This is a genomic window from Agrobacterium genomosp. 2 str. CFBP 5494 (genome assembly GCF_900013495.1).
Classification (GTDB): Bacteria; Pseudomonadota; Alphaproteobacteria; order Rhizobiales; family Rhizobiaceae; genus Agrobacterium; species Agrobacterium pusense.
The window spans coordinates 242,634-268,400 of the sequence record NZ_LT009718.1; the positions used below are offsets into that span (position 1 = coordinate 242,634).

General features: G+C 58.3%; 25 protein-coding genes. 8 read left to right on the plus strand and 17 right to left on the minus strand.

The window, feature by feature from the left end; translation table 11 throughout:
- Positions 1-9: 9 nt before the first annotated feature.
- A complete protein-coding gene (locus tag AGR2A_RS01070; RefSeq protein WP_004444073.1) occupies positions 10-693 on the minus strand; it encodes a response regulator transcription factor in 684 nt (227 codons plus the stop codon).
- Positions 694-876: 183 nt separating this feature from the next.
- Between AGR2A_RS01070 and AGR2A_RS01075 the strand changes: the two genes are divergently transcribed.
- Positions 877-1,380 (plus strand): L,D-transpeptidase family protein, encoded by a 504-nt coding sequence (locus tag AGR2A_RS01075; RefSeq protein WP_080822350.1) that lies wholly within the window; start codon positions 877-879, stop codon positions 1,378-1,380.
- Between the two features lie 66 nt (positions 1,381-1,446).
- On the opposite strand, the gene AGR2A_RS01080 is transcribed toward AGR2A_RS01075, so the two are convergent.
- The gene (locus AGR2A_RS01080) at positions 1,447-2,016 is read right to left on the minus strand and encodes a CarD family transcriptional regulator (protein ID WP_004444078.1); all 570 of its coding nucleotides are present in this window, start codon (positions 2,014-2,016) and stop codon (positions 1,447-1,449) included.
- Between the two features lie 541 nt (positions 2,017-2,557).
- Between AGR2A_RS01080 and AGR2A_RS01085 the strand changes: the two genes are divergently transcribed.
- Together AGR2A_RS01085 and AGR2A_RS01090 are read left to right on the plus strand one after the other, a co-directional pair.
- Positions 2,558-7,318 carry an NAD-glutamate dehydrogenase gene (locus AGR2A_RS01085; RefSeq protein WP_072495186.1) on the plus strand — a complete coding sequence of 1,587 codons (4,761 nt, stop codon included), beginning with the start codon at positions 2,558-2,560 and terminating at the stop codon, positions 7,316-7,318.
- 104 nt (positions 7,319-7,422) lie between these two features.
- Positions 7,423-8,799, plus strand: a complete 1,377-nt coding sequence (locus AGR2A_RS01090; protein ID WP_004444081.1) for an MFS transporter — start codon at positions 7,423-7,425, stop codon at positions 8,797-8,799.
- Positions 8,800-8,856: 57 nt separating this feature from the next.
- On the opposite strand, the gene phaR is transcribed toward AGR2A_RS01090, so the two are convergent.
- Positions 8,857-9,432: a polyhydroxyalkanoate synthesis repressor PhaR gene (phaR, locus tag AGR2A_RS01095; RefSeq protein ID WP_072495187.1), complete on the minus strand. Its 576-nt coding sequence runs from the start codon at positions 9,430-9,432 to the stop codon at positions 8,857-8,859.
- A 242-nt stretch (positions 9,433-9,674) separates the two neighbouring features.
- On the opposite strand from phaR, the gene AGR2A_RS01100 reads away from it, so the two are divergent.
- The 4 genes from AGR2A_RS01100 to bfr all read left to right on the plus strand — a co-directional run bounded on the left by AGR2A_RS01100 (position 9,675) and on the right by bfr (position 12,773).
- Entirely contained in the window at positions 9,675-10,856 is a 1,182-nt protein-coding gene (locus AGR2A_RS01100) for an acetyl-CoA C-acetyltransferase (RefSeq protein ID WP_045533449.1), read from the plus strand.
- Positions 10,857-11,013: 157 nt separating this feature from the next.
- The gene (gene phbB, locus AGR2A_RS01105; RefSeq protein WP_072495188.1) at positions 11,014-11,739 is read left to right on the plus strand and encodes an acetoacetyl-CoA reductase; all 726 of its coding nucleotides are present in this window, start codon (positions 11,014-11,016) and stop codon (positions 11,737-11,739) included.
- Between the two features lie 265 nt (positions 11,740-12,004).
- Positions 12,005-12,316, plus strand: a complete 312-nt coding sequence (locus AGR2A_RS01110; protein WP_004444092.1) for a (2Fe-2S)-binding protein — start codon at positions 12,005-12,007, stop codon at positions 12,314-12,316.
- Complete coding sequence (bfr, locus tag AGR2A_RS01115; protein WP_004444094.1) at positions 12,282-12,773, plus strand: bacterioferritin; 492 nt, start codon at positions 12,282-12,284, stop codon at positions 12,771-12,773. The genes AGR2A_RS01110 and bfr overlap by 35 nt, the downstream gene beginning before the upstream one ends.
- A gap of 31 nt (positions 12,774-12,804) precedes the next feature.
- Here bfr and AGR2A_RS01120 read toward each other — a convergent pair whose 3' ends face one another.
- The 14 genes from AGR2A_RS01120 to rplU all read right to left on the minus strand — a co-directional run bounded on the left by AGR2A_RS01120 (position 12,805) and on the right by rplU (position 24,990).
- Positions 12,805-13,317 (minus strand): RNA pyrophosphohydrolase, encoded by a 513-nt coding sequence (locus tag AGR2A_RS01120; protein ID WP_004444097.1) that lies wholly within the window; start codon positions 13,315-13,317, stop codon positions 12,805-12,807.
- 56 nt (positions 13,318-13,373) lie between these two features.
- Positions 13,374-14,567 carry a divergent polysaccharide deacetylase family protein gene (locus tag AGR2A_RS01125; RefSeq protein WP_034500116.1) on the minus strand — a complete coding sequence of 398 codons (1,194 nt, stop codon included), beginning with the start codon at positions 14,565-14,567 and terminating at the stop codon, positions 13,374-13,376.
- A gap of 62 nt (positions 14,568-14,629) precedes the next feature.
- Complete coding sequence (locus AGR2A_RS01130; protein ID WP_004444102.1) at positions 14,630-15,958, minus strand: S41 family peptidase; 1,329 nt, start codon at positions 15,956-15,958, stop codon at positions 14,630-14,632.
- Positions 15,948-17,345: a murein hydrolase activator EnvC family protein gene (locus AGR2A_RS01135; RefSeq protein WP_034500115.1), complete on the minus strand. Its 1,398-nt coding sequence runs from the start codon at positions 17,343-17,345 to the stop codon at positions 15,948-15,950. The genes AGR2A_RS01130 and AGR2A_RS01135 overlap by 11 nt, the downstream gene beginning before the upstream one ends.
- Positions 17,346-17,504: 159 nt before the next feature.
- Positions 17,505-17,987: a 23S rRNA (pseudouridine(1915)-N(3))-methyltransferase RlmH gene (gene rlmH, locus AGR2A_RS01140; RefSeq protein WP_072495189.1), complete on the minus strand. Its 483-nt coding sequence runs from the start codon at positions 17,985-17,987 to the stop codon at positions 17,505-17,507.
- 157 nt (positions 17,988-18,144) lie between these two features.
- Entirely contained in the window at positions 18,145-18,633 is a 489-nt protein-coding gene (rsfS, locus tag AGR2A_RS01145; protein WP_006698315.1) for a ribosome silencing factor, read from the minus strand.
- A gap of 69 nt (positions 18,634-18,702) precedes the next feature.
- Positions 18,703-19,287, minus strand: coding sequence for a nicotinate-nucleotide adenylyltransferase (locus AGR2A_RS01150; protein ID WP_072495248.1), 585 nt, complete (start codon positions 19,285-19,287; stop codon positions 18,703-18,705).
- 42 nt (positions 19,288-19,329) lie between these two features.
- Positions 19,330-20,616 (minus strand): glutamate-5-semialdehyde dehydrogenase, encoded by a 1,287-nt coding sequence (locus tag AGR2A_RS01155; RefSeq protein WP_072495190.1) that lies wholly within the window; start codon positions 20,614-20,616, stop codon positions 19,330-19,332.
- Entirely contained in the window at positions 20,609-21,778 is a 1,170-nt protein-coding gene (gene proB, locus AGR2A_RS01160) for a glutamate 5-kinase (RefSeq protein WP_072495191.1), read from the minus strand. The genes AGR2A_RS01155 and proB overlap by 8 nt, the downstream gene beginning before the upstream one ends.
- Entirely contained in the window at positions 21,775-22,842 is a 1,068-nt protein-coding gene (gene obgE / locus AGR2A_RS01165) for a GTPase ObgE (protein ID WP_004444121.1), read from the minus strand. The genes proB and obgE overlap by 4 nt, the downstream gene beginning before the upstream one ends.
- A gap of 169 nt (positions 22,843-23,011) precedes the next feature.
- A complete protein-coding gene (locus AGR2A_RS01170; protein ID WP_004444123.1) occupies positions 23,012-23,605 on the minus strand; it encodes a GNAT family N-acetyltransferase in 594 nt (197 codons plus the stop codon).
- Complete coding sequence (locus AGR2A_RS01175) at positions 23,602-24,234, minus strand: GNAT family N-acetyltransferase (protein WP_004444125.1); 633 nt, start codon at positions 24,232-24,234, stop codon at positions 23,602-23,604. Before AGR2A_RS01175 ends, AGR2A_RS01170 begins: the two co-directional genes overlap by 4 nt.
- Before the next feature lie 131 nt (positions 24,235-24,365).
- Entirely contained in the window at positions 24,366-24,635 is a 270-nt protein-coding gene (gene rpmA / locus AGR2A_RS01180) for a 50S ribosomal protein L27 (RefSeq protein ID WP_004444127.1), read from the minus strand.
- Between the two features lie 40 nt (positions 24,636-24,675).
- Positions 24,676-24,990 (minus strand): 50S ribosomal protein L21, encoded by a 315-nt coding sequence (gene rplU / locus AGR2A_RS01185; protein ID WP_003492690.1) that lies wholly within the window; start codon positions 24,988-24,990, stop codon positions 24,676-24,678.
- 332 nt (positions 24,991-25,322) lie between these two features.
- Between rplU and AGR2A_RS01190 the strand changes: the two genes are divergently transcribed.
- Entirely contained in the window at positions 25,323-25,763 is a 441-nt protein-coding gene (locus AGR2A_RS01190; RefSeq protein WP_003520258.1) for a metallopeptidase family protein, read from the plus strand.
- Positions 25,764-25,767: the final 4 nt, after the last annotated feature.

Sequence of the window (25,767 nt, forward strand, 5' to 3'; positions counted from 1 at the left end):
GGGGGTCTATCAGGGGACGATCTTGTAGCCGCCGTTCTCGGTTACGAGAATCTCGGCATTGGAAGGATCCCGCTCGATCTTCTGACGCAGGCGATAAACGTGCGTTTCGAGCGTGTGGGTCGTGACCCCGGAATTGTAACCCCAGACCTCTTCCAGCAGGACGTCGCGCGTCACGACCGTGCTGCCTGCCCGGTAGAGATAACGAATGATCGCGGCCTCTTTTTCCGTCAGCCGGATTTTCTTGCCGTCTTCGGTCGTCAGGAGCTTCTGGCTGGGCTTGAACTGATAAGGACCAACGGTGAAGACCGCATCCTCGCTCTGTTCATATTGACGCAACTGGGCCCGGATGCGGGCGAGAAGCACGGCGAAGCGGAAAGGCTTTGTCACGTAGTCATTGGCGCCAGCCTCAAGGCCAAGGATCGTGTCCGAATCCGTATCGTGACCCGTGAGCATGATGATGGGCGCCTTGAAGCCGCCCTTGCGTAAGAGCTTCACGGCTTCGCGGCCATCCATGTCGGGAAGGCCGACATCCATGATGAGTAGATCGACCTGCGAAGTTTTGGCGGTCTGCATCGCCTGTGCGGCGTTTGCGCCGCTCAGAAGCGAGAATTCCTCATAGGGAGACAATTGCTCGGTCAGCGTCTCCCGAAGATCGTCGTCATCGTCCACGAGAAGGATAGTGCGAGCCGTCATTCGGATTCTCAGCCTTTCTTACTTTAATCGTCAGCCAATTCAGCGGTTTGCCGGTAAAAGGTCAACCCATTGCCATCACATGATGAAGTGCTATGACTTCACGTTAAATAACCTGCAAAGCAAAATCTCGTGAAAAACATGAGCAAACGACCCGTAGAACAACGTAAACGCGCATCAACGCTCATGGTTCGGCCAGCTCCTTTGAAAATCAACCGGGCCATCGTTCAGCTCGGCCATCTCACATTTCCGGCCGCCATCGGGCGCAATGGCCGGACCGCACGAAAACGGGAAGGTGACGGAAGGTCGCCGATTTCCGTGACCCGCCTGCTGCATGGCTTTTATCGCGGCGACCGCATGTCCGCCATCACGACTGCCCTGCCGATGCAACGCACGCGGAAATCGATGCTGTGGTGTGATGAGCCCGGCAACCCCAATTATAACAGGCTGGTCAAAGCACCTTTCGCGCCGAGCCACGAGGACATGATGCGCACAGATGGCCTTTACGATGTCTGTCTCGTGCTGGACTGGAACGTCAGCTCAAGAAGCCGCAATCGCGGCTCGGCAATCTTCATGCATATGATTAGGCCGGGATATGAACCGACAGCAGGTTGCGTAGCACTGCATCCCCGCGACATGCGGCGCGTCCTGCCGCACCTGCGCAAAGGCACGAAAATCCGCATCTTGTGAATTAAGCCGGCACTAACAAAAAACCCGCCATAAAGGCGGGTTTTTTTAGAAGGAAGAGGCCGGCGATTACGCGGCTTCGTCCTGAGAATCGTCTTCTTCGACAGCCTTGCCGCGCTTGGGGCCCTTGGCAAGGTTAACTTCCACCAGGCGAACAGCCTCGGTTTCGGACATCTTGTTGACAGCGGCGATTTCGCGCGCCATGCGGTCGAGAGCGGCTTCGTAAAGCTGGCGCTCGGAATAGGACTGCTCAGGCTGGTTTTCCGCGCGGTAGAGATCGCGAACGACTTCCGCGATCGCGATGAGATCGCCGGAGTTGATCTTCGCATCATATTCCTGCGCACGGCGCGACCACATGGTACGCTTCACACGTGCCTTGCCCTGCACCACTTTCAGCGCCCGCTCGACAAAATCGCCTTCGGAAAGCTTGCGCATGCCGATGCTGACGGCTTTGGCGACGGGAACTTTAAGACGCATCTTGTCTTTTTCGAAATCAATGACAAAAAGCTCAAGCTTCATGCCGGCGACTTCTTGTTCCTCGATGGCAGAAATGGTACCGACACCATGAGCGGGATACACAATCGCTTCACCGGTTTTAAAGCCGTGATGTGCTGGAGATTTCTTCTGCTGGGTCGTCATTCGTTCTAAAAACTCCCTGTTACATACCCGGGGATGCCGGGGTTGGGTCGGTCAGGCCCTGATGAGACGGGGGAACCGTCAGGTGATTCCGCACTGGTCCAGCCGTGCACGCAAAAATACACCTTCCCGCCTCGCGGGGTTCGATAACGTAAACGCTCGATATGTCACGGAAACCGCGTGCAAAAGAGGTGTTGCTTTCGTGGTGTTTTTGGGCACACAAATGCCGCGCTGTGGATCAGTGTTGTTGGTGTACCACAAAAATAGGCGCAAATCAATAATTTGCTTCAACCGTGGCCGCAACATCACATTGCGGCTCAAGAACCGCTTAAAAATTAGCCTCAAAAATACTGTCGTATGCTTCTAAACTGAGCCTCGCGAGAAAAGAAGCAAAAAAATTTCACTTACCGCCTGAAGAAACACGATAGCCTCTTAAACTCTTCGTAATTCCACGCCAATATCCGATTCGACTGAAAAGGCAAAATCCGCAAATTGGCGATGCTTTTTTATATTAAAGTGTGATTTTTGGAGGAATCCACGTCAAATGGGCTACAGAAACAATCCAAAACGCGAAAAACAGATCGAAAAAGCGCGCCAGCAGGCAATTGCCGAAAATGTCGAATTTCTTGATCCTGGTATTCTTTATGGAAGGGCAAGTGTCGACGATATAGAATATTATTCCGCCGAGATGCTGGCGGCGAGTGCCGCCCACAGTTTCCAGGCGCTTTCGCGGTGGACCGGGGACACCCCTCATATCAGCATTTCACAAGTCGAGGGTGTTTCCCCGCGGGACGTGCCGGTAACGGTTCTGACCATTATCGGCCGCAACATGCCCTTCCTCTACGATTCTGTTATGGGCGAAGTCACCAGTAGTTATCGCGGTCTTTATCTTGCCGTGCACCCGATCCTCGTCCGAGACGATGATGCGAAGGGTGGTTACCGCCTTGCCGAGCCCGATGATGATCCGGCCGGCAATATAAGTCTTATCCAGCTGCACATCGCACCGCTTTCGCAGCAGGGAGCCTCGGCTCTGGAAGAGCGGCTTCGCTTCGTGCTGAAGCAGGTGGAATCGGCCTATCGCGACTGGCGGCCCATGCTGGCGAAGCTAGACGAGGCGTTGGATGAACTGTCGAAACGCGGCTCGTCGCGGCGCAAGGCCGAACGGACGGAGGCGGTCGAATTCCTCAACTGGCTTCGCAACGACAATTTCACCTTCCTGGGCATGCGTGACTACACCTATTCCGGCAAGGGGAAGAACGCGAAGATCGAGCGCGGTGACGGCGTCGGCCTCGGCAGCCTCAGCGACCCGGATGTCCGCGTGCTGCGACTCGGCAAGAATGCCGTGACGACGACACCGGAAATCCTTGCCTTCCTCGATGGCCCGGATTTCCTCATCGTTACCAAGGCTAATGTGAAGTCCATCGTGCATCGTCGCGCCTATATGGACTATATCGGCATCAAGCGCTTCGACGAGGACGGCAATGTCGTTGGTGAGCTGCGTATCGTCGGCCTTTTCACCGCAACTGCTTATACGCGTTCGGTCAAGCAAATTCCCTTGCTGCGCGCCAAGGTCGCGGAAGTCGAGCGGCATTTCGGCTTCGATCCAAACAGCCATTCGGGCCGCATCCTGCAGAACACGCTGGAAGCCTATCCGCGTGACGATCTTTTCCAGATCGAAACCGACCTTCTGATCCGCTTCATCGAGCAGATCATGGAGCTCAGCGACCGTCCGCGTGTGCGCGTGCTCGCACGTATAGACCGTTTCGACCGCTTCGTTTCGGCCATCATCTTCGTTCCGCGCGAGGAGTATAATTCCTATGTGCGCGAGAAGATCGGCGATTATCTGAGCAGGGTCTATGACGGGCATATATCGGCCTATTATCCCGCCTTTCCCGAAGGCGCCGTTGCCCGCGTCCATTTCATTGTCGGCCGCACGGAAGGCAAGACGCCCCGCATCGCCCAGGACAAGCTCGAAGATGCCGTCAGCGATATTGCGGCACGCTGGATAGATCACTTCGTCTCCCTGTCCGAACCGGGCGCACCGGTGCTGGAAGTGGATCAGGCCTATCAGGAAGCTTTCACGCCCGAAGAGGCGATCGGCGACATGCCTGATATTCTGGCCGCTGTGAAAGGCGACCCGGTCCGCATTGAATTCTATCAGCAGGAAGGCCAGCCGGCGGGAACGCTATCCCTGAAGATTTTCCACCGCGAAGGCCATCTTCCGCTTTCACGACGTGTTCCGCTGCTCGAAAATCTTGGTTTTAACGTCATCAGCGAGCGCACTTTCGATATCGGCGTCGTGGCGGATGGCGAAAAGCACGACATCGTGCTGCACGACATGGAACTGTCGGTCGCGGCCAGCACGACACTCGACCTGCCGCATTACGGACAGAAACTCGAAGAAGCTTTCCTTGCTGCTTTTTCAGGAAAGGTGGACAATGACAACTTCAACCGCCTGATCCTTGCCTGCGGTCTCACGGTGCGCGAAGTCTCGGTGCTGCGCGCCTACGCACGGTACCTGCGCCAGACCGGAATCGTCTATTCGCAGGAACATATCTCCGAAACGCTCTATAAATATCCTGACATCTCCAGGAATATTTTCGCGCTGTTCAAGGCCGGCTTCGATCCATCCATCGAAGAGAAGAAGCGGCTGAAGAAACTCGCGGAAATTCATAAGGCAATCGAAGCAGCCCTGAGCGGCGTTCCCAATCTCGATGAGGACCGCACCCTCCGGCGTTACGTCAACGCCATCGATGCAACCCTGCGCACCAATTACTTCCAGAAAAATACCGACGGCACGCCGCGTGACATTCTGGCATTCAAATTCGATCCCAAACATCTGGACGGCCTGCCCGATCCGCGCCCCTTCCGCGAAATCTTCGTTTACGGAACCGAGGTCGAAGGCGTGCATCTGCGTTTCGGCAAGGTTGCACGCGGTGGTCTGCGCTGGTCGGATCGCGGCCAGGATTACCGCACGGAGGTGCTCGGTCTTGTCAAGGCGCAGCAGGTGAAGAACGCGGTCATCGTGCCCGTCGGCGCCAAGGGCGGTTTCTTCCCCAAGAACCTGCCCGCCGGCGGCTCCCGCGACGAGGTCTTCAATGCCGGCCGCGAGGCCTATAAGACCTATATCCGCACACTGCTGTCCATCACCGATAATATTGTCGACGACGCCATCGTGCCGCCGGCTGACACATTGCGGCTCGATGGTGACGACCCCTATTTCGTCGTCGCCGCCGACAAGGGAACGGCCACCTTCTCCGATACGGCAAACGGCCTTGCCCATGAAGCCGGCTTCTGGCTGGACGATGCCTTTGCATCGGGCGGTTCGGCCGGTTACGACCACAAAAAGATGGGTATCACCGCGCGTGGCGCATGGGAGACGGTGAAGCGCCATTTCCGGGAGATGAACACCGACATCCAGACCACACCCTTCACGGTGGCGGGTGTGGGCGATATGTCCGGCGACGTCTTCGGTAACGGCATGCTGCTGTCGGAGAAAATCAGGCTTATCGCCGCCTTCGACCACCGCGATATCTTCATTGATCCGGATCCCGATACCGACAAATCCTTCGTCGAGCGCAGGCGGCTGTTCGAATTGCCGCGTTCCAGCTGGCAGGATTATGACCGTTCGGCTCTCTCTGCCGGTGCGATGATCATTTCGCGCTCAGAAAAATCGGTGACGCTGACTCCGGAAGCTGTGGCGGCCATCGGCATCGACAAGTCAGTCGCCACACCGTTCGAAATCATGACCGCCATCCTGAAGGCCCCGGCCGATCTCCTCTGGTTCGGCGGCATCGGCACCTACATCAAGGCGGCGGTGGAAACCAATGCCGAGGTGGGCGACAGGGCAAACGACCCCATCCGCGTCAACGCCACGGAGGTGCGCGCCAAGGTCATCGGCGAAGGCGCCAATCTCGGTATCACCCAGAAAGGGCGCATCGCCTATGCGCTTTCGGGCGGGCGCTGCAATTCCGACGCCATCGACAACTCGGCAGGCGTGAACTCCTCAGACGTCGAGGTCAATATCAAGATCGCACTCGCCTCCGCCGTCAATAGCGGTCGCCTGACGATGCCGAAACGTAACCAGCTTCTCGCCTCCATGACGCCTGAGGTGGCGCAGCTGGTATTGCGCAACAACTATCTGCAATCGCTGGCGATCTCGCTGACCGAGCGGCTGGGCCTTTCAAACAGGGAAGAACTTGGCCGACTGATGAGCGCACTGGAGGCAACCGGGCAACTGAACCGCAAGGTCGAAACCCTGCCCAACAATGCCGAGTTCAGCGAGAGATACGCCACCGGCAAACCGCTGACCCGGCCAGAGATCGGGGTGCTCCTGTCCTATGCCAAGCTCACTTTGTTTGATGCACTGGTGGCAAGCACGCTTCCCGACGAACCCTATCTCCAGCATCTGCTGGTCGATTATTTTCCGGCCAAGATGCAGAAGAACTATGCCGACGATATCAAATCGCATCGCCTGCATCGCGAAATCGTCGCGACCGCACTTGCCAATGCCGTGGTCAATCGCGGCGGCCCCGGCTTCGTGCAGAAACTTGCCGATGCAAGTGGTCTGCTTGCGGCCGATGTCGTCAAGGCAGCGGTAATCGTTGAAGATGGCTTCGGTCTCAAACGACTGTGGAACGAGGTCGATGCGCTTGACGGCCAGATCGGGGGCGAAGTTCAGAATGGGCTTTATGCCACGATCACTCGTATCTTCACGGATGCGAGCAGGCTCTATCTGCAAACCGGGAGCGCGGGTGCGACCCCGGGCGACATGGCGACGGAAATCGAGCGCCTGAAAACCGCGATCAAGACGCTGTCACCGGCAGCGGCGAAATATCGCCGCGAACTCGGCATCACGGAAATCGACGGGGTTCCTTCCGCTCTTCTGGAGGAACTCGATACGCTCTCGCTGCTCGTCTATGTGCCTGAAATCATGCGCATCGCCGAGAGTGCGGGCACAACGCTCGCGCGCGCCGCTGAAAGCTACGCCACCGTCTCCTCGACCTTCCGTGTCGCGCGCCTGCTGGATGCCAGCCAGCGCATCACACCGGCGGATCACTACGAAAGCCTGGCTCTCCTGCGCAGCCAGGACCAGATTTCCTCATCGAGACGCCGGATCGTTATCTCCGCCCTGACAGAATACGCCAGGGAGAAGGATCCGGTTCAGGCCTGGTATGCGGCGGATCGCGTGCGGGTCAATCGTATCGTCTCCGAACTCGGCGCGCTCAGCGAGAGCGGCGATACAAACCTCGCGCGGCTCACCGTGGCCGCGGGCCTGCTTGGCGATATCGTTCAGGCACGCTGATTGGCCGCCTTTAAAAACGCCATCCGGGACACCACCCGGATGGCGCCAGACAAGACGATGCACCGGCATCGCGCCGTATTTCCCAATTTCCGATAGGACGATGAATGACTAGCCCTGCCCCAAATGCGCAAGCAGTCGTTACCAAACGCGGCATCTGGGGCTGGGTGATGTTCGACTGGGCGGCGCAACCGTTTTTCACGGTTGTCACAACCTTCGTTTTCGGGCCCTATTTCGTCGCCCGCCTCACCGACGATCCCATTGCGGCCCAGGCGACATGGAGCAATGTGGCGACGGTCTCGTCGATCATCATCGCCCTCTTCTCCCCTATCCTCGGCTCCATTGCCGACCAGTCCGGCGCACGTAAGCCGTGGATCGCCTTTTTTGCCGTCATCAAGATCGTCAGCCTGTGTCTCCTTTGGTACGCGGCACCGGGATCGCCGGTCATTCTGCCCGTTATCTGCATGATCCTCGCCTCCATCGCGGCGGAATTCTCGATCGTCTTCAACGATTCCATGATGCCGCGGCTCACCAACCCGCAAAATGTGGGGCGCATTTCCAATCTCGCTTGGGGCCTCGGTTATCTCGGCGGCATGGTGGTGCTGATTGCGGTCGTCACCCTGCTGGCGGCAAACCCCAAGACCGGACTGACGCTCGTGGGAATCACGCCTCTTTTCGGCCTCGACCCCGCCTCCGGGCAGGACGCGAGAATAACCGGACCAATTGCTGCGCTCTGGTACCTGATATTCATTCTGCCAATGTTCTTATTGACCCCGGACTCTAACAAGGGTCTGCCTTTCGGGGCCGCAATCCACTCCGGACTTCGGGAGTTAAAGACGACACTTCGCGAGCTTCGTCACCGCCCCATGCTGCTACGGTTTCTGATCGCGCGCATGCTGTATCAGGATGGCGTGAATGGCGTCGTAATCTTGGGAGGCGCATTCGCGGCGGGAATGTTCGGGTGGGAGACAATTGAAACTGGTCTCTTTGGCATCCTTCTGAATGTCGTCGCCATCGTCGGATGCTTTGCCGCAGGGCGTGTTGATCAAACCCTCGGGTCGCGCAACACCGTACTCATAAGTCTGGTGCTTCTTTTGCTTGCGACCATTGGCATCGTTTCCACACAAAAAGGTTCAACCCTATTCGGATTGCTTCAACTTTCCACGGATGACAATGACAGTTTCTTCGCGACAGCAGCCGAAAAGGCCTACCTGCTTTATGGGGTGCTGATCGGGCTTGCTTTCGGCCCTGTTCAAGCCTCATCGCGTTCCTATCTTGCCCGCAACATCAGCGTAGCGGAAGCCGGCCGCTATTTCGGCATCTATGCGCTTTCCGGTCGCGCCACGAGCTTCATGGCGACACTGTCATTTTCCATAGCTACCACTCTCAGCGGCTCCGCCCACATTGGCATGGCAACGCTGATCGTCTTTCTCGGAGCCGGTTTCATGATGCTACTGCGCGTGCCCGAACGAACGGCAGGCTGAAGGCGCAAGTGAGGCCGACGCCTTGTTAAAGTCGAGCATCGGCCAGTTGGCGCTGGCTCAGAGCTGGTCGAGCTTTTGCTGCAATGCGCGCAACTGCGCTTTCAGCTCATCGATTTCGGACGGATTGGGCTTGCGGGTTTCCTTGGGCGCCTGTGGCATTGCAAAAGGCGTGAAACCCTGCATTGCCTGCCGGAACAGTTCCGTATTACGGCGGATCTGCTCTTCCATCATTTGCAATGGCGCCTGAAAATTGCGGGCGAGCGAGCCGTCACCGAAAGCCTTGGCCATATGCTCCTGCATCTGGCTCTGCTGGTCGGAAAAGGTCTTCATGGAATGTTCGAGAAATGTCGGCACGACCATCTGCATCTGGTCGCCATAATAGGAGATCAATTGACGCAGAAACGCCGTCGGCAACAGCGTATTGCCGGTTTTGGCCTCCTGTTCGACGATGATCTGCGTCAGCACGGCGTGCGTGATGTCTTCGGATGACTTCGCGTCCTGAACCTTGAAGTCTTCACCACGCTTGACCATCTGCGCCAGATCATCAAGCGTTACATAGGTGCTGGTGCCGGTATTGTAGAGCCGCCGATTGGCGTATTTTTTAATGATCGTTTCGCCGTCGTGTTTCGCCATGCCCGCCTCCTCGCGATGATGGTATTTTTTGTTTTTTGGTGTTATTGCTCTTCCCGGCGCAAAGTGTATGCGCAAAATGCGCTGTCTGACAAATGTTTTGTGCATCGCAACAGTTTGTTTTTTGCGCAGCAATTTTTAGCAAGATTCCAACGTGATTTAGCAATATCTTTTAAAGCAACTTTCGTCATTTGACTTGGATTGAAAGCTTTGCCAGTCTCCGCCCGCAAGTGAGGAGAAAACAAATGACCCTGCCTTCAATCGTGATTGCCAGCGCTGCGCGCACCGCCGTCGGTTCTTTCAATGGCCACTTTGCCAATACGCCAGCCCACGAACTCGGCGCGACCGTTATCAGTGCCGTGCTTGAACGTGCCGGCGTTGCGGCGAACGAAATTGATGAAGTCATTCTCGGTCAGGTGCTCACCGCGGGCGAAGGGCAGAACCCGGCGCGGCAAGCGGCAATGAAGGCAGGCATTCCGCAGGAAGCGACCGCTTTCGGCCTCAACCAGCTCTGCGGCTCGGGACTGCGCGCCGTGGCCCTCGGCATGCAGCAAATCTTGACGGGTGATGCGGGCATTGTCATCGCCGGCGGTCAGGAATCCATGTCCATGGCACCTCACTGCGCCCATTTGCGTGGCGGCGTGAAAATGGGCGACTTCAAGATGATCGACACCATGCTGAAGGACGGCCTGACCGACGCCTTTTACGGCTATCACATGGGCATCACCGCTGAAAACATAGCCCGCCAGTGGCAACTCTCCCGGGATGAGCAGGACCAGTTTGCGGTCTCATCGCAAAACAAGGCTGAAGCCGCACAGGCTGCCGGACGTTTCGTGGACGAAATCGTCGCTTTCACCGTGAAGGGCCGCAAGGCCGATATCGTCATCGACGCCGATGAACATATCCGCGCCGGCGCCTCGCTGGAAACGATGGCCAAGTTGCGCCCTGCCTTCGAAAAGGACGGCACCGTGACGGCGGGGAACGCCTCAGGTCTGAACGACGGCGCAGCCGCCACGCTTTTGATGTCGGAACGGGAAGCAGAAAAGCGCGGCATCAAGCCACTGGCCCGTATTGCCTCCTGGGCGACGGCGGGCGTCGATCCGCAGATCATGGGCACCGGCCCCATTCCCGCCTCCCGCAAGGCGTTGGCCAAGGCCGGCTGGTCGGTAGGCGATATCGGCCTCGTCGAAGCCAACGAAGCGTTTGCAGCCCAGTCCTGTGCCGTCGTGCGCGAGCTTGGCCTTGATCCTGATATCGTCAACGTCAACGGCGGAGCGATTGCCATCGGCCATCCGATCGGCGCTTCGGGCGCCCGCGTCCTGAACACCCTGATTTACGAGATGCGCCGCCGTAACGTGTCCAAGGGTCTTGCGACACTCTGCATCGGCGGCGGCATGGGTGTAGCCATGTGCATCGAGGCGCTCTGACGCGCGGGCCGCCCTCACTTGCCAAAAAGCAATTCCGGTTCAGCGGACAATAAGATAGAAGCGGCCTCCCATTGGCCGCATTTCTGTGGCCGTTGAGCACGACGAACAAGCACCTGCACAACTGCAGGCGCTTCAATCACAGGTCATGGAGGCCTAGATGAGCCGGGTTGCTTTGATTTCCGGCGGGACGAGCGGTATAGGTGCCGCCATCGCCCGCGCCCTGCAAGCAGTCGGCTATCGGGTGGCCGTCAACTATGCCTTCACGACGGACCGGGCCGAGACATTTCAGACGGAGACAGGCATTCCTGCGTTCCAGTGGGACGTGCGCGACTACGACGCGTGCGTCAACGGTATCGCGAAGGTGGAGGAAACCCTCGGGCCGGTCGAAATCCTCGTCAACAATGCCGGCATCACTCGTGACGCCATGTTTCACAAGATGACACCGCAGCAGTGGCGTGATGTCATCGATACGAACCTCACCGGCGTCTTCAACATGACCCACCCCGTCTGGCCGGGCATGCGGGAGCGCGGTTTCGGCCGCATCGTCAATATTTCCTCCATCAATGGACAGAAGGGTCAGGCGGGCCAGGTCAATTACTCCGCGTCGAAAGCCGGTGATATCGGCTTCACCAAGGCGCTCGCGCAGGAGGGCGCAAGCCGCAATATCACCGTCAACGCCATCTGCCCCGGCTATATCGGCACGGAAATGGTGAGAGCGATCCCGGAGAAGGTTCTGGCCGAGCGGATCGTGCCACAAATCCCCATCGGACGGCTTGGGGAACCGGAGGAGATCGCGCGTTGCGTCCTGTTTCTCGTCTCGGACGAGGCTGGCTTTATCACCGGTTCCACAATGACGGCCAATGGCGGTCAATATTTCGCCTGACATTTACACGTCCGCTGCTCCGGCCGGTTCAGATCAGTAAACTTCTCGTGATATCGTGACAGCACATTTTGGCGCGCACGAAAACTTGAGCAGGACAGGACGTAAAAAAGAGACAGCTAAACCAATGAAAATACGACATTTTTCGTATAGTTTAGAACGAGTCTAGAAATCGTTATGAATTTGAAAAGAGGTTTTTCTTGACATTCGCTGTCCTGTTTTGGTTTAAGAACGAAAACAACGTGTTGCGTCATACAGGCAGTCCATCATGCTGGTTTGCAGCTGCAATTACATCACCGATCATGAGATCAAGGACGTTATCAACGAGCTCCTCGATGAGGACTGTTGGCAGCTTATCGTTCCCGCAAAAGTGTATCATGCCATGGAAAAGCGCGGTCGCTGCTGTGGCTGCTTTCCGACCGTTGTCGACCTGATTATCAAAACCACGGAAGAATATCACGCCCGTCGGCACTCGACTGAGGCCGATGTTTTTGATTTTATGTCCCGCCTGAAGCGATTCCACGAAGAGAACAGGAGAGCGGACATTGAAAGGCGACAAAAGAGTCATCGAGCGGCTTAACGAAGCCCTTTTTCTCGAACTCGGTGCAGTAAACCAGTATTGGCTTCATTACCGGCTTCTGAATGACTGGGGTTACACCAAGCTTGCCAAAAAGGAGCGTGCGGAATCCATCGAAGAGATGCAGCACGCAGACAAGCTTATCGACCGGATCATCTTCCTGGAGGGCCATCCCAACCTCCAGACCGTTGCTCCCCTGCGTATCGGACAGAATGTCAAGGAAGTGCTCGAAGCCGACCTTGCTGGTGAATATGATGCAAGAGCGTCTTATAAGAAATCCCGCGATATCTGTCATGAGGCCGGTGACTACGTTTCGATGAAGCTGTTCGAAACGCTGCTGATCGACGAGGAGGGTCATATCGACTTCCTCGAGACCCAGCTCGAACTGCTCGGCAAGATCGGCGAAGAAAAATACGGCCAGCTCAATGCGGATTCCGCCAACGAAGCGGAAGACCACTAAAATACGGAAAAGGCGGCCGGCGGCCGCCTTTTTATTTATCGGAAAGGTGCCGGAATTCGGCAACCACTTTCTCGTAGACGCCGCGCTTGAACGGAACGATGAGTTCAGGCAGGCTCTCCATCGGCTTCCAGTCCCAGGCATCGAATTCGGCTGCGTGCCCCGTCGGTGGCGGATCGATCTGGATTTCGCTTTCGTCGCCTTCGAACCGGAATGCGAACCAGCGCTGTGCCTGGCCGCGATATTTACCCCTCAATCCGACGCCGATCAGTTCCGGCGGAAGATCGTAGTGGATCCAGTCGCTCGCTTCCGCCAGCAGCCGCACCGTTTTCATTCCCGTCTCTTCGTGAAGCTCGCGAATGGCCGCGGCCAGAGGCCGCTCGCCCTCATCAATCCCCCCCTGTGGCATCTGCCACAAATGCGGCGAGCCATCATATTCGGAATTGCCTTCCTTGATGCGCCGGCCGGCCCACACCAGGCCTTCGGCGTTCAGAACCATCATCCCCGCACAGGGACGATAGGGCAAATCTTCTGCTTTGATTGTCATGGGTTTCCCGCATTGTCTGAGCGCCACAAGGGCGCGGAAATGGCCGCAGGCAAGGTTTACTGCCCCGCCGGCTCCGAAACAAGGGCGGAAACGCCGACGATCTCGATACCGCGGCCCGCCGCTTCCCGGGACCACCGCGAGATCGCCGCAATGCTTTCATCAAAAGCAGAAGCCACCCCGATCGCCTGACCATTGCGGCGCGCGACCCGCTCCAATTCGTCCAACTTCCGCAAGATGGAAGCTTCGGTCACTTCGCCGTCGAGCAGAATATCGGCAAAACCCTGGGGGGCAGAGATGGCCTTTGCAATCCCGCCACTCAGGGACTGCGCTGACGAACCATCGTCCAGAAATAGCAGACCACGTTTGCCGATATCACGCATCACCGGCTCCAGCGCCGCCTGCTCGGCGAGAAAGCGCCCGCCGAGATAATTCATGATGCCGGTATAATTGGTGATTTTGGCCATGGATCGATGCAGCCGGTCGAGGTTTACCTTGGCGGGATCGGCGGCAATCAATGTATCCGGGCCGGGATTGGTGCCGGGATAACCAAAGGGCTCCAGCGGTATCTGGAGAAGAATTTCGTGCCCCTCACGGCGTGCTTCCTGCATCCAGCGTTGAAGGCTGTTGCCGCTGGCGGCAAAGCCAAGCGTCACCTCCGGCGGCAGTTCCCGTATCGCCTTTTGCGAGCCTGTCTGGCTGAGGCCGAGACCACCGACCACGATCGCCACCCGCGTGCCCCGCGCTCCCGACCAGGGCCGCGCATATTGCTCCATCGGTCGCAATCCGTCGGCGCCCACCACTGGCAACCTGCCAAAGGCCGTATCCTCGAGCAATTCCTCGTTGGGCCGCGTGGCCATCCGCGGGTCCTGGCCATAGGTCTGGCCGCTCATCAACACGGGCCCGTCATTATCACGGGGCCGAGGAGAATAGACTGAGACAACATTACCATCGGGCATGGTCGCACGATTGATGTTCGCGCCAGATCGGCCACTTTCCGGTTGCAGACCAGCCGTTTCGGCCTCCCCGTCCGGTACGGATGGTTCAGCTTTGTTTTGCGCAGGCGTCAGTTCAAGGTCCGGCCCGGTCGCCGTCCTCTGCAGATTGGCGGGCGAGAGCGCCGTGTAGACGGACAGTCCGCCGATGGAAAGAACCGCAAGCGCCGCCAGAACCATAATGACGGAAAAGCGCCGGTTGATACCGGCGCTTTTTTTCTGACGACCCAGAAGCGGTTTTCGCAGGTCCGAAGGCAATGAACGATCCATCCAGAGGGTTTGTCAATCGAGATGGAGTGCCGGAAGCCGGCACAACGCTCTTATTGCTTGTTGACCACAGCCTTTTCCGGGTTGGGCGGGAAAGACGGATCCGTCTTGACGCCACGCAACAGGTCAAGCGCATAGTTAAGCTGGATGTCGTCCTTGGCCTCCGGCGGAACATAGGCCGAAGAACCCGAACCTTCGTCCGTTTCGCTCTGACCCTTGATGTGCCCGGAGAGACTGGATTCGCCCTCTGCCGTGACGCGACCCTGCAATTCCGGCGGCAAAGGCTGCTCTACCTTGATATCGGGCTCGATACCTGTTCCCTGGATCGATTTGCCAGACGGCGTGTAATAGAGCGCGGTGGTCAGACGCAGCGCACCGGCCTCGCCGAGCGGAATGATCGTCTGAACCGAACCCTTGCCGAAGGAGCGCGTGCCGACAACGGTCGCGCGACGCAAATCCTGCAGAGCGCCGGCAACGATCTCAGACGCCGAAGCCGAACCGCCGTTGACGAGCACGATCACCGGCTTGCCGTCGGTCAGATCGCCGGCCGTTGCGTTGAAGCGGCGGGTCTCGTCGGGGTTACGGCCACGGGTTGAAACGACCTCACCACGCTCAAGGAAGGCGTCGGAGACATTGATCGCCTGATCGAGCAGACCGCCCGGGTTGAGGCGCAGGTCGAGCACGTAACCCTTCAGCTTGTCGGCAGGAACATCCGCCTTGATCTTCTTGATCGCCTTTTCGAGATCGTCGTAGGTCTTCTCGGTAAAGGAGATGACGCGCAGATAACCGACATTGTCGCCCTCGACACGCGACTTGACCGCGCGAACGGCAATCACGTCGCGCACAACGGTAATTTCAAGCGGCTTGTCGGCGCCCTGGCGGATGACGGTCAGCTTGATGGGCGTCTTGACTGCGCCGCGCATCTTTTCGACCGCCTGCTCCAGCTTCAGTCCGCGAACCGGCGTACCATCGATTTCGGAGATGAAGTCGCCGGCAAGGATGCCCGCGCGGGATGCTGGCGTATCATCCATCGGAGAGATGACCTTGACCAGTTCGTTTTCCATCGTCACTTCGATGCCGAGGCCGCCGAACTCACCCTTGGTCTGGGTGCGCATGTCGTTGGCGTCCTTCGCATTCATGAAGCTTGAATGCGGGTCGAGCGAGCTGAGCATGCCGTTAATGGCATTTTCCACCAGCTTCTCGTCATCCGGCGGCGTCACATATTGCGCACGCACGCGTTCGAACACGTCGCCAAAGATCGACAGCTCCTTATAGGTGGAAGGCCCGGCCGCCTGTGCCGGCATGCTCGCCGAATAAATCACGCTCATCGCCGTGGCGCCCATAAGCCCACCGATAAGGAGAAGCGAAACCTTACGAATCATTGTGCGCCCTTCCGGTATTTTTTGCGGTCCACCACGGTTGGGAATCAACCGGTACACCATCTTTCCTGAACTCAATGTAGAGCGTTGGCCTGTCGGTTTCCAGCGCCAATGCTGCTGCACTCGCTACTCTTTTTGCCCCCATGGAGGCGATCGGCTCTCCGGAGAACACGAACATGCCCTGCCGGGTTCTTACATTATCCATGCCCGTCATGACCACGTGATACCCATCGCCGGTATTGAGGATGACCATGCGACCGTAGCTGCGAAAATCGCCGGCAAATACCACGAAACCGTCCGCAGGCGCCGTCACGATGGCCTCCGGGCCGCTCGCGACGACAACTCCCTTGGAAAAATGGCCCGTACCATCCGCATCGCCGAAGCGCCGCAGCACTTCGCCCGCCACCGGAAACTCCAGCTTTCCCTTCAAACTCGCGAAGGGATATGCGGGCGCAATACGGTTTTTATCGGGCATTCCAGCCTCGGCCGCGGCGCGCTGCTTTTCGCGTTCCGCCTCAGAAAGACGGGCCAGACGCTGCTCTTCCGCACGCGCCTTTTCCATCGCCTCCCGTACCGAGGTAATTTCGCCTTCAAGCGAACTGACTAGCCCTTCGAGGCTCGTCGCCTTGCTCGCAAGTTCTTCGGACCGCTTGCGCTCCGCCTCCAGCTCCGCCGCCGTCTGGGAGTTCTTGCGGTCGTTTTCGGCAATCAGCAGGTCGAGGCGTTTTTCCTCTTCAAGACTTGCCGTCATCATACCCGTAAGATCGTCCTTTTCGCGAGCGATTGCCTGTCTGAGATCGGTCAATTCTTTGAGAGCGGCGACCAGCTTGTCCGTTTCACCGCGAATGCCGGGCACAACGGCGCCAAGAAGAATGGCGCTGCGAACGGAAGCAAGTGCATCCTCCGGCGAAACGAGCAGGGCGGGCGGCGGATTTCTGCCCATGCGCTGCAACGCGGCCAGAACCTCAGCCAGTACACCGCGCCTCTCCCGTAGAGACGCCTTGACGCCGTCCTCGCGCACCGAAAGCTTGGCCAGGCGATCCTCACCATCGCTGATCTTGGTTTCCAGCGCCTTGCGTCTCGCAGCCGACGCAATCAACTCTTCCCGGATACGGGCGCTGTCCTGATTGAGGGATGCAATGCTCTCCTCGAGCTTCCTTGTTTTGTCCTCGGAAAGTCCGATACTGTCGACCAGCTCCTCCAGATCCTGACGGTTCTGGTCACGACGCTTCTCCAGCGACTGCAACTCATCTGGAGATAAATCGCCATTCTCGGTGGGAACGGCGCCTGCATCATCGCGCGAATAGGTCGGACCGATCCCCACAACGAAAGCAGCGAGAACCGCGCCCGCAAGGGCCGCGTGCCGTTTTCCTGGAGACTTCTTGTCCATCTGAACTTTCTTTGATGCCGAAGCAGGGAGCGCCGATATTAGGGATTTTACCGCGATCTTCCAAGAGGCCTGTAAGGGGCGGCCGACGACCATGCCCATGTCAGCCGTGTCGCCGAGCTTCATGTTGAAATTGCGACGGCACCCGCATCCGTCCACGCGTTATACCCGGTGATAGGGGTGACCGGATAGGATGGTAACGGCGCGGTAAAGCTGCTCGGCAATCAGAATGCGGACAATCTGATGCGGCCATGTCAGTTTGCCGAGATTGAGAACGGCTGTCGCCCTGTCATAAAGGCCGGGATCGAGACCATCGGCCCCGCCGATGGCGATAACAAGTTCGCGCTTGCCGCTGTCGCGCAGATCACCGAAAAAGGACGCAAAGGCCGGGCTGTCGAGCGCCTTACCACGCTCATCGAGTAAGATGAGCACTGCGCCATCGGAAAGATGCTTTTCCAGCATCGCCGCCTCTTCGCGCTTGCGGGTTTCTGCGTTTGATGCACGACTTTCCGCGACTTCGATGACCCGCGAAAATTCCAGCCCGACCGCCGGGCCAGTCTTGGCGAGGCGCTCGATATAACGGGTCGCAAGATCCTTTTCGGGGCCGGATTTCAGCCGTCCCACCGCAAAAATTGAAAGCCGCATCGCAAACCTGCACGTGTCGTAGCCCAACGGGCCACGCTCTTAACAGCATAGCGCGCGGATTCCTATGCGGCCGACCTGATTTCCGGCCAGAAGCATCGCTCCGAAGTCACAGGCGATCTTCGGCAAAAACGATGCCTTCGCTCAAAGGCTCACCGCATCAATGCAGTGTCTCTTCCGGCATGTCCGGCGTCGCCCACATTTTTTCGATGTTGTAGAAAGCGCGGATTTCCGGTCGGAACACATGAACGATGATATCGCCGGTATCGATGAGCACCCAGTCGCCGGTCTCAAGACCTTCGACGCGGGCGTTTCCGAACCCTTCATCCTTCATGTCTTTCAGAAGATGCTCGCAAATCGCCGAGACATGCCTGTTCGACCGCCCGGAAACCACAACCATGTAGTCCGCAAGCGCCGATTTTCCGGCAATGTTGAGAGAGACGATATCTTCAGCCTTGGAGTCCTCGAGGCTCGCGAGGACGGTGTCGAGGGCATGGCCGGCGGCATCGGCGCCACTGTCCTGGCCCTTCGGGATAGCAACGAATGCTCTTCCCTTGGCGTGTACTGTTGTCAGAGGTTTTCCTTTCCAAGAATGACAAAACAGGCACTGCGCGACGCGATTCTCTGCGTCACACAATGAAGGTGGCATCAAAGCATTAACTTTTCAAGATATGGAGCCTTCGACGGCGGCCACATACATCATTTGTGATCGGCCGTGTCATTTGCGGCCGTTACGTAGCGCAGTGGAGCTGAGCGTGGAACGCGGTCCATGAATGAAAACCCAGGCGGGCGCTGGTTTTTTCCATAAAACACCGGCATCGTCCTCATCGATCCGCGCCTGGCTGAAGGCCTGCGCCATGGTGGAGGAGAGGTAGGAAAGCGTCGAACCCGGCCTGTCGATCACCGCAATCGGGAAAGTCTCAGCAATCGTGCGCCATTTCTGCCAGTGATGGAAACTCCTGAGATTATCGGCACCCATAATCCAGATGAAGCGCACGTGCGGATTTTTCGCCTTCACCTTGGCGAGCGTATTAGCGGTATAGCTTATGCCTAGCGATTTTTCGAAAGCCGTGACCTTGATGCGAGGATCGTGAACGAGCTTTTCGCAGGCAGCGATGCGATCTTCGAGAGAGGCCAGTTCTGAGCGGCTTTTCAACGGATTGCCTGGCGTCACCATCCACCACAGCTGATCGAGACCGAGCCTGCGCAGCGCAATCTCTGCAACAAGCGCGTGACCGGCATGCGGCGGATTAAAAGAACCGCCGAACAGCCCGACAACCATGCCGCGCTCCACATGCGGCATGGTGAGATAACGTCTGTCGAGGCGCTTATCGGCCGGCAAATATCAGGTCCGTGTCTGGCCGGTGCCATGCACACGGTATTTGAACGAGGTAAGCTGCTCGACGCCGACGGGGCCTCGCGCATGCATCTTGCCGGTGGCGATGCCGATTTCAGCGCCCATGCCGAATTCACCGCCATCGGCAAATTGGGTCGAGGCATTGTGCAGCAGAATGGCCGAATCAAGTTCGTTGAAGAATCGCGCCACCACCTCGGCATCCTCGGCGATAACGGCCTCGGTATGGTTGGAAGAGTAGGTGCCGATAAGTTCGATCGCACCGGAGATGCCATCCACCACGGCGACCGAAATGATTGCATCGAGATATTCGGTGCGCCAGTCCTCTTCCGTTGCCGGCGCGAGACCCGCCATCACTTCGCGTACGGCCTGCGAACCGCGCACTTCACAACCGACTTCCATCAGAGCCTTGACGAGCGGCTGCAAATGCGTGGAAACGGCAGCAGCATCCACCAGCAGCGTTTCGGCCGCCCCGCAAATGCCGGTACGGCGCATTTTGGCGTTGACGACGATGCGTTTCGCCATGTCGAGATCAGCGGATTTATCGACATAGATGTGGCAGATCCCCTCAAGATGCGCGAAAACCGGCACGCGGGCCTCCGACTGTACCCGGGCCACGAGGCTCTTGCCGCCGCGCGGGACGATAACGTCAACCGTGCCATTCAGGCCGCTGAGAAGCGCGCCGACGGCGGCGCGGTCGGTCACCGGTACCAGTTGAATGGCATGCTCGGGAAGACCCGCGATCTTCAGACCTTCCACGAGGCAGGCATGGATAGCACGCGATGAATGTTGCGAATCCGAGCCGCCGCGCAGGATCACGGCATTACCCGCCTTGAGACATAGCGCGCCGGCATCCGCCGTCACGTTCGGGCGGCTTTCGTAAATCACACCGATAACGCCAAGCGGCGTGCGCACGCGCTCGATCTTCAGGCCATTGGGCCTGTCCCATGCGGCGATGACTTCACCGACCGGATCGGGCAGCGCCGCGACGGAACGAATGCCTTCAGCGATACCGGCAATCCGGTCATCATTGAGCGTCAGCCTGTCGATGAAGGAGGGCGCAAGACCAGCCTGATCCGCCGCGGCTAGATCTTTGCGGTTAGCAGCAAGGATCGCCTCTTTCGAGGCTTCAATGGCGGAGGCCATGACAAGCAGCGCACGGTTCTTCTGGTCCGCGCCAGCGATGGACAACGGTCGTGAAGCAGCTTTCGCATGAGCGCCGATGGTCATCATCAGCGCGTCAATATCATGGCTCTGCTTCACGGCCTGTTCAGGCATGGACCTCATCCTTCTCTGCACTCTTAACTTTCACGGCGGCCCCGGTCATGACGAGGTCGTCGCGATGGATCATCGCCGCCCGTCCGACATAACCGAGGATCGCTTCAATCTCATTGGACTTGTGGCCGATGATGAGACGTGCCTCTTCCGCATCGTAACCCGCGAGACCGCGCGCGACCTCACGGCCTTCCGAGCCGATGATGGCAACGGCATCGCCGCGCCCGAAATTGCCCTTGACCTGCCGCACGCCAGCGGGAAGCAGGCTTTTACCGGCATAAAGGGCCTTTTCCGCGCCGGCATCCACATGGATTTCGCCAGCGGGCTGCAATTGCCCGGCAATCCAGGTCTTGCGTGCCGTCACCGGAGTCCCGGATGGCGCGAACCATGAGGAGCGCGCACCGTTTTCGATGGCCTTGAGCGGATTGAGCGTCTTGCCTGACGCGATGATCATGCCACAGCCGGCAGCGGTGGCAATCTTGCCCGCATCGATCTTGGTGCGCATGCCGCCGCGCGAAAGCTCGGAAGCTGCGCCGCCTGCCATGGCTTCGATTTCGGGGGTGATGTCCGCAATCGTGTCAAGGAATTTGGCGTCCGGATCGAGATGCGGCGGAGCTGTGTACAAGCCGTCAATATCCGACAGCAGAACCAGCAAATCGGCGCCCGTCATGGTCGCCACGCGCGCAGCGAGGCGATCATTATCGCCATAACGAATTTCGGTAGTCGCAACCGTGTCGTTTTCATTGATGATCGGAATAGCGCCGATCTTCAGAAGCTGGTTGATGGTGGCGCGCGCATTGAGATAACGGCGACGCTCTTCGGTGTCGGACAGCGTCAGCAAAATCTGGCCGGCAACGATGTCATGCCGCGACAGGCTTTCCGACCATGCCCGCGCCAGCGCAATCTGGCCGACAGCCGCCGCCGCCTGGCTTTCCTCCAGCTTCAACGCGCCCGAAGGCAGGCCGAGGACAGTGCGGCCAAGAGCGATAGCGCCCGAAGACACCACCTGAACATCCGCACCGTTTTTCTTCAGCGCCGCGATGTCCTCGCAGATGGCATCCAACCAGTCTTTCTTCAGGCCGCTTTTGCGGTCCACCAGAAGCGCCGATCCGATCTTGATGACGATCCGGTGGTGGCTGCCCAGCGGCTTGCGCTTCAGGCTCATAGGCGGTCGTCCTCTTCCTCGACCTCGCTCTCATGCGGCATGGACCGATCGGGAAGGGCGGTTTCGCCGCCATTGCTTGCCGACACGATGATGTCGCGAAGGGCGCGAAGGGCTTCCGTCATGCCGATATGCGCGGCAGCGGACAGAAGAAGCGGCGGACGGCCGCAGGCCTTTTCCAGTTCCTTGGCCTTCTTTTTCAGTTCCTTTTCATCCAGCACGTCGATCTGTGACAGCGCGACGATTTCCGGCTTGTCTGTCAGTCCGCCACCATAGGCATCGAGTTCAGCTTTGACGGTTTTGTAGGCCTTGCCGACCTTCTCTTCCTGCGCGGAAACGAGATGCAGAAGCACGCGGGTGCGCTCGACATGGCCGAGGAAACGGTCACCGATGCCGACCCCCTCATGCGCGCCTTCAATCAATCCGGGAATATCGGCCAGCACGAATTCACGGCCATCGATGGTCGCGACACCAAGGTTCGGATGCAGCGTGGTGAACGGATAGTTGGCAATCTTTGGCCGCGCGCGCGTCACGGTTGCAAGGAATGTAGACTTGCCCGCATTAGGCAGGCCAACGAGACCAGCGTCGGCAATCAGCTTCAAACGAAGCCAGACCGTCTTTTCTTCACCCGGAAGACCCGGATTGGCATGAGTGGGCGCCTGATTGGTGGATGACTTGAAATAGGCATTGCCGAAACCGCCATTGCCGCCCGCGGCCAGGCGAAAGCGCTGGCCCTCCTTGGTGAGGTCGACGATCAGCGTCTCGTTGTCTTCCTCAAAAATCTGCGTGCCAACAGGCACCCGCAGCACCACGTCGGAACCCTTGGCGCCGGTGCGGGTCTTGCCCATGCCGTGCTGGCCGATCGAGGCCTTGAAATGCTGCTGGAAACGGAAGTCGATCAGCGTGTTGAGACCGTTGACCACCTCAACCCAGACGTCGCCGCCGCGTCCGCCATCACCACCATCAGGGCCGCCGAACTCGATGAATTTTTCACGCCGGAACGACACGGCACCCGCGCCGCCATCACCGGACTTGATATAGACTTTTGCTTCATCGAGAAATTTCATCGGACTGCCGTTCTGTCGGTTTGCGGGCACAACAACCAATCGTGCTGCGCCAAACAAAAATATCGTCGTTTCGAATACAAGCGCTTCTTCACAAGGTCAAAGACTATCGTGCGGGAAGCTCATGCGCGAGACAAGGCCGGTCTGGATCAAACCGGCCTTGTAATGCTCCTCAAATGCGATGCGGCTTAATGAAATCTTCAGCCGTGACCATCGTGTCGATATGCGCCACCATGGCGGCACGCGCCGTGGCGTAGATCTGGTGACAACCGGTCACCCGGAAGCCGAGCTTCTCCTGCACACGCAGCGAGGCGGGGTTATCCGCAAACACGCCGGAGTGAAGGGTCACTCCCGGCATGCGGCGAAAGAACCGCTCGACGACGGCGGCCACCGCCTCGGTCATGTAGCCCTTGCCCCAGTAGAAGCGGTTGAGCCAGTAGCCCAAATGCCACTCGCCATGCCGCAATTCCACCGAGACGACGCCAATCAGCGTGTCGTCACCGCTGGTGATGGCGAAATCCCAGTCAGGCAGGGTGCCGGAGGTGCGCAACACCAGCCACTCCAGCGCATCCTGCTTGTGGTAAGGCGCGGGAACGCGGGCCAGCATTTTCGTTACCGCAAAATCGCCAAGCGATTCCGCAATGCTGCCGGCATCGGAAAGGCGCTGTGGGCGCAGCACCAGACGCGATGTCTCGATGACGGGGCAGGGGCCTGGTGGCGCTATCGCAGGGGCCGCCCGGCGGCGGCTCAGTTCGAGCGTGCTCATCCCATGTCCCCCCAGCTCTTCAGAGAAACCCAGGTCTTGCGGTCCAGCCTGTACCATTCGACCGGCACCATGCCACCGAGCGCCAGCGAACCGACCATGCCGGAGCCCTGGAACTGGAAACCGCACTTCTGGATGACACGGCGCGACGGGATGTTGGTGACCCGGCAACGGGCATCGATCTGGTCGATTTCACGCGTACGAAAGGCCATGTCGATCAGCGCATGCGCCGCTTCGGTCATGTATCCCCGGTTCCAGTAGGGTTCCCCCAGCCAGTAACCGATCTCCAGCGTCTTTTCGTCTTCCTGGGGTTCGAGCGCGCAGCAGCCCAGAAACTCGCCATTGTCCATGCGGGTAATCGCATAGACGCACTTGCCAATCTCGCCAGCTTTGGAGCGTCGCACAAAATCCGCGGCGTCTTTGGCCGTGTAGGGGTGCGGCATACGCGATACCATGGTCGCGATATTGGCATTGTTGGCAAGATGGGCAAGGGCGTCGATGTCTTCTTCGTGAGGCTTGCGCAAAACCAGCCTCTGCGACAGTAAAACGGGGCAATCGCTCCTCGACCGATCGGGCCTCGGCCGTTCCTCGGGTGACCGTGATTGGTCAACCCTCAACAATTCAGCTTGCATGGTTCAGTCCCTCCTTGGGGTTAAAGAAAAAGGGGAGTTGGGTGGTGCCCCATCTCCCCTGTTTTCTTGACTGAACCTGATACGCCTCAGCCGGGTCGATGGGACACCGGCTGCATATGACGCTTACCGGCTTATTCTGCGGCTTCCGCTTTCGGTGCCACGGATACGAATACGCGGCCATTGGCCTTCGTACGGAAGTTCACGTTACCTGCGGTCAGTGCGAAAATCGTGTGGTCCTTGCCCATGCCAACATTGGCGCCGGGATGCCACTGCGTGCCGCGCTGACGCAGAATAATGTTGCCTGGAATGACAGCTTCGCCGCCGAACTTCTTTACGCCAAGGCGCTTGGATTCGGAATCGCGACCGTTACGCGAGGAACCGCCAGCTTTTTTGTGTGCCATTGGAGTTCTCCTTTAAACCTTGTTTCCCGTGTCGCGCCGATCAGGCAGCAACGATGTCCGTGATGCGGACGACAGTGTGATGCTGACGATGGCCGCGCGAACGCTTGGAGTTCTGACGACGACGCTTCTTGAAGGCGATGACCTTCTTGCCGCGGTTGTGCTCGACAACTTCCGCCTTGACGATGGCACCCTTGACGAAGGGAGCACCGAACTTGGCGTCGGCACCTTCGCCAACAACGAGAACTTCGGTGAATTCTACAGTTGCGCCTGCCTCTGCTTCCAGCTTTTCGATGGTCAGCACGGCGTCGGCCGCTACGCGGTACTGCTTACCGCCGGTCTTGATGACTGCGAACATTTTTTATCCTTTCATGTTCGTTCCGGCTCTGCCCGCCTAAGCAAGCTGGCCGTCTTTTTATCAGTCGGAATTTGGTAGAAACCCGTCGGGACAGGATGCCCTTTGAATGTCTGCCGGTGAAGCCGCCTTTTTGAAGGCGGTATTTAAAAGAAGGCGCACTACGCCATCAATTTGGGTGCCGATTACGCGAGACGCCGGTTTATGTCAAGATGAAGACGGCTTGAAAAGTAACTGTAACGCCAAGAATTTCATGCTTTTTCGGCAGGCGCGGCAGTCAGGTCTCGAAATTTGCCCAGCAAGTGTTTATATGGGCCTTCCAACAAGGAGCAGAAATGGCCCGCATAGACCAGACCGACGATTGGCGGGACCGCCATGCGCCGACACTTTCCGCCTTCGAATCGCTTGCGATCGAGGCCTATGGCCACCTGCCGGAAGAATTTCGCGCACTGACGAAAGATCTCATCATCGAGATCGCCGATTTCCCGACCGACGATGTCTTCGAAGACATGGCGCTCGAAACGCCTTTCGATCTCTTGGGGCTTTTCGAGGGCCGGGGCATCTCCGAACGTTTCACCATGGAAACGGGCGAGATGGTAAACCGTATCACGCTTTATCGACGTCCCATTCTAGACTACTGGGCCGAGAACGAGGAAACGCTGGGTGATATCATCACTCATGTCCTCATCCACGAGATTGGCCATCATTTCGGCCTGTCTGATGACGACATGGAGCGGATTGAAGAAAGCGCCGACGAGGCCGCCGCCGATCGCTGATCGG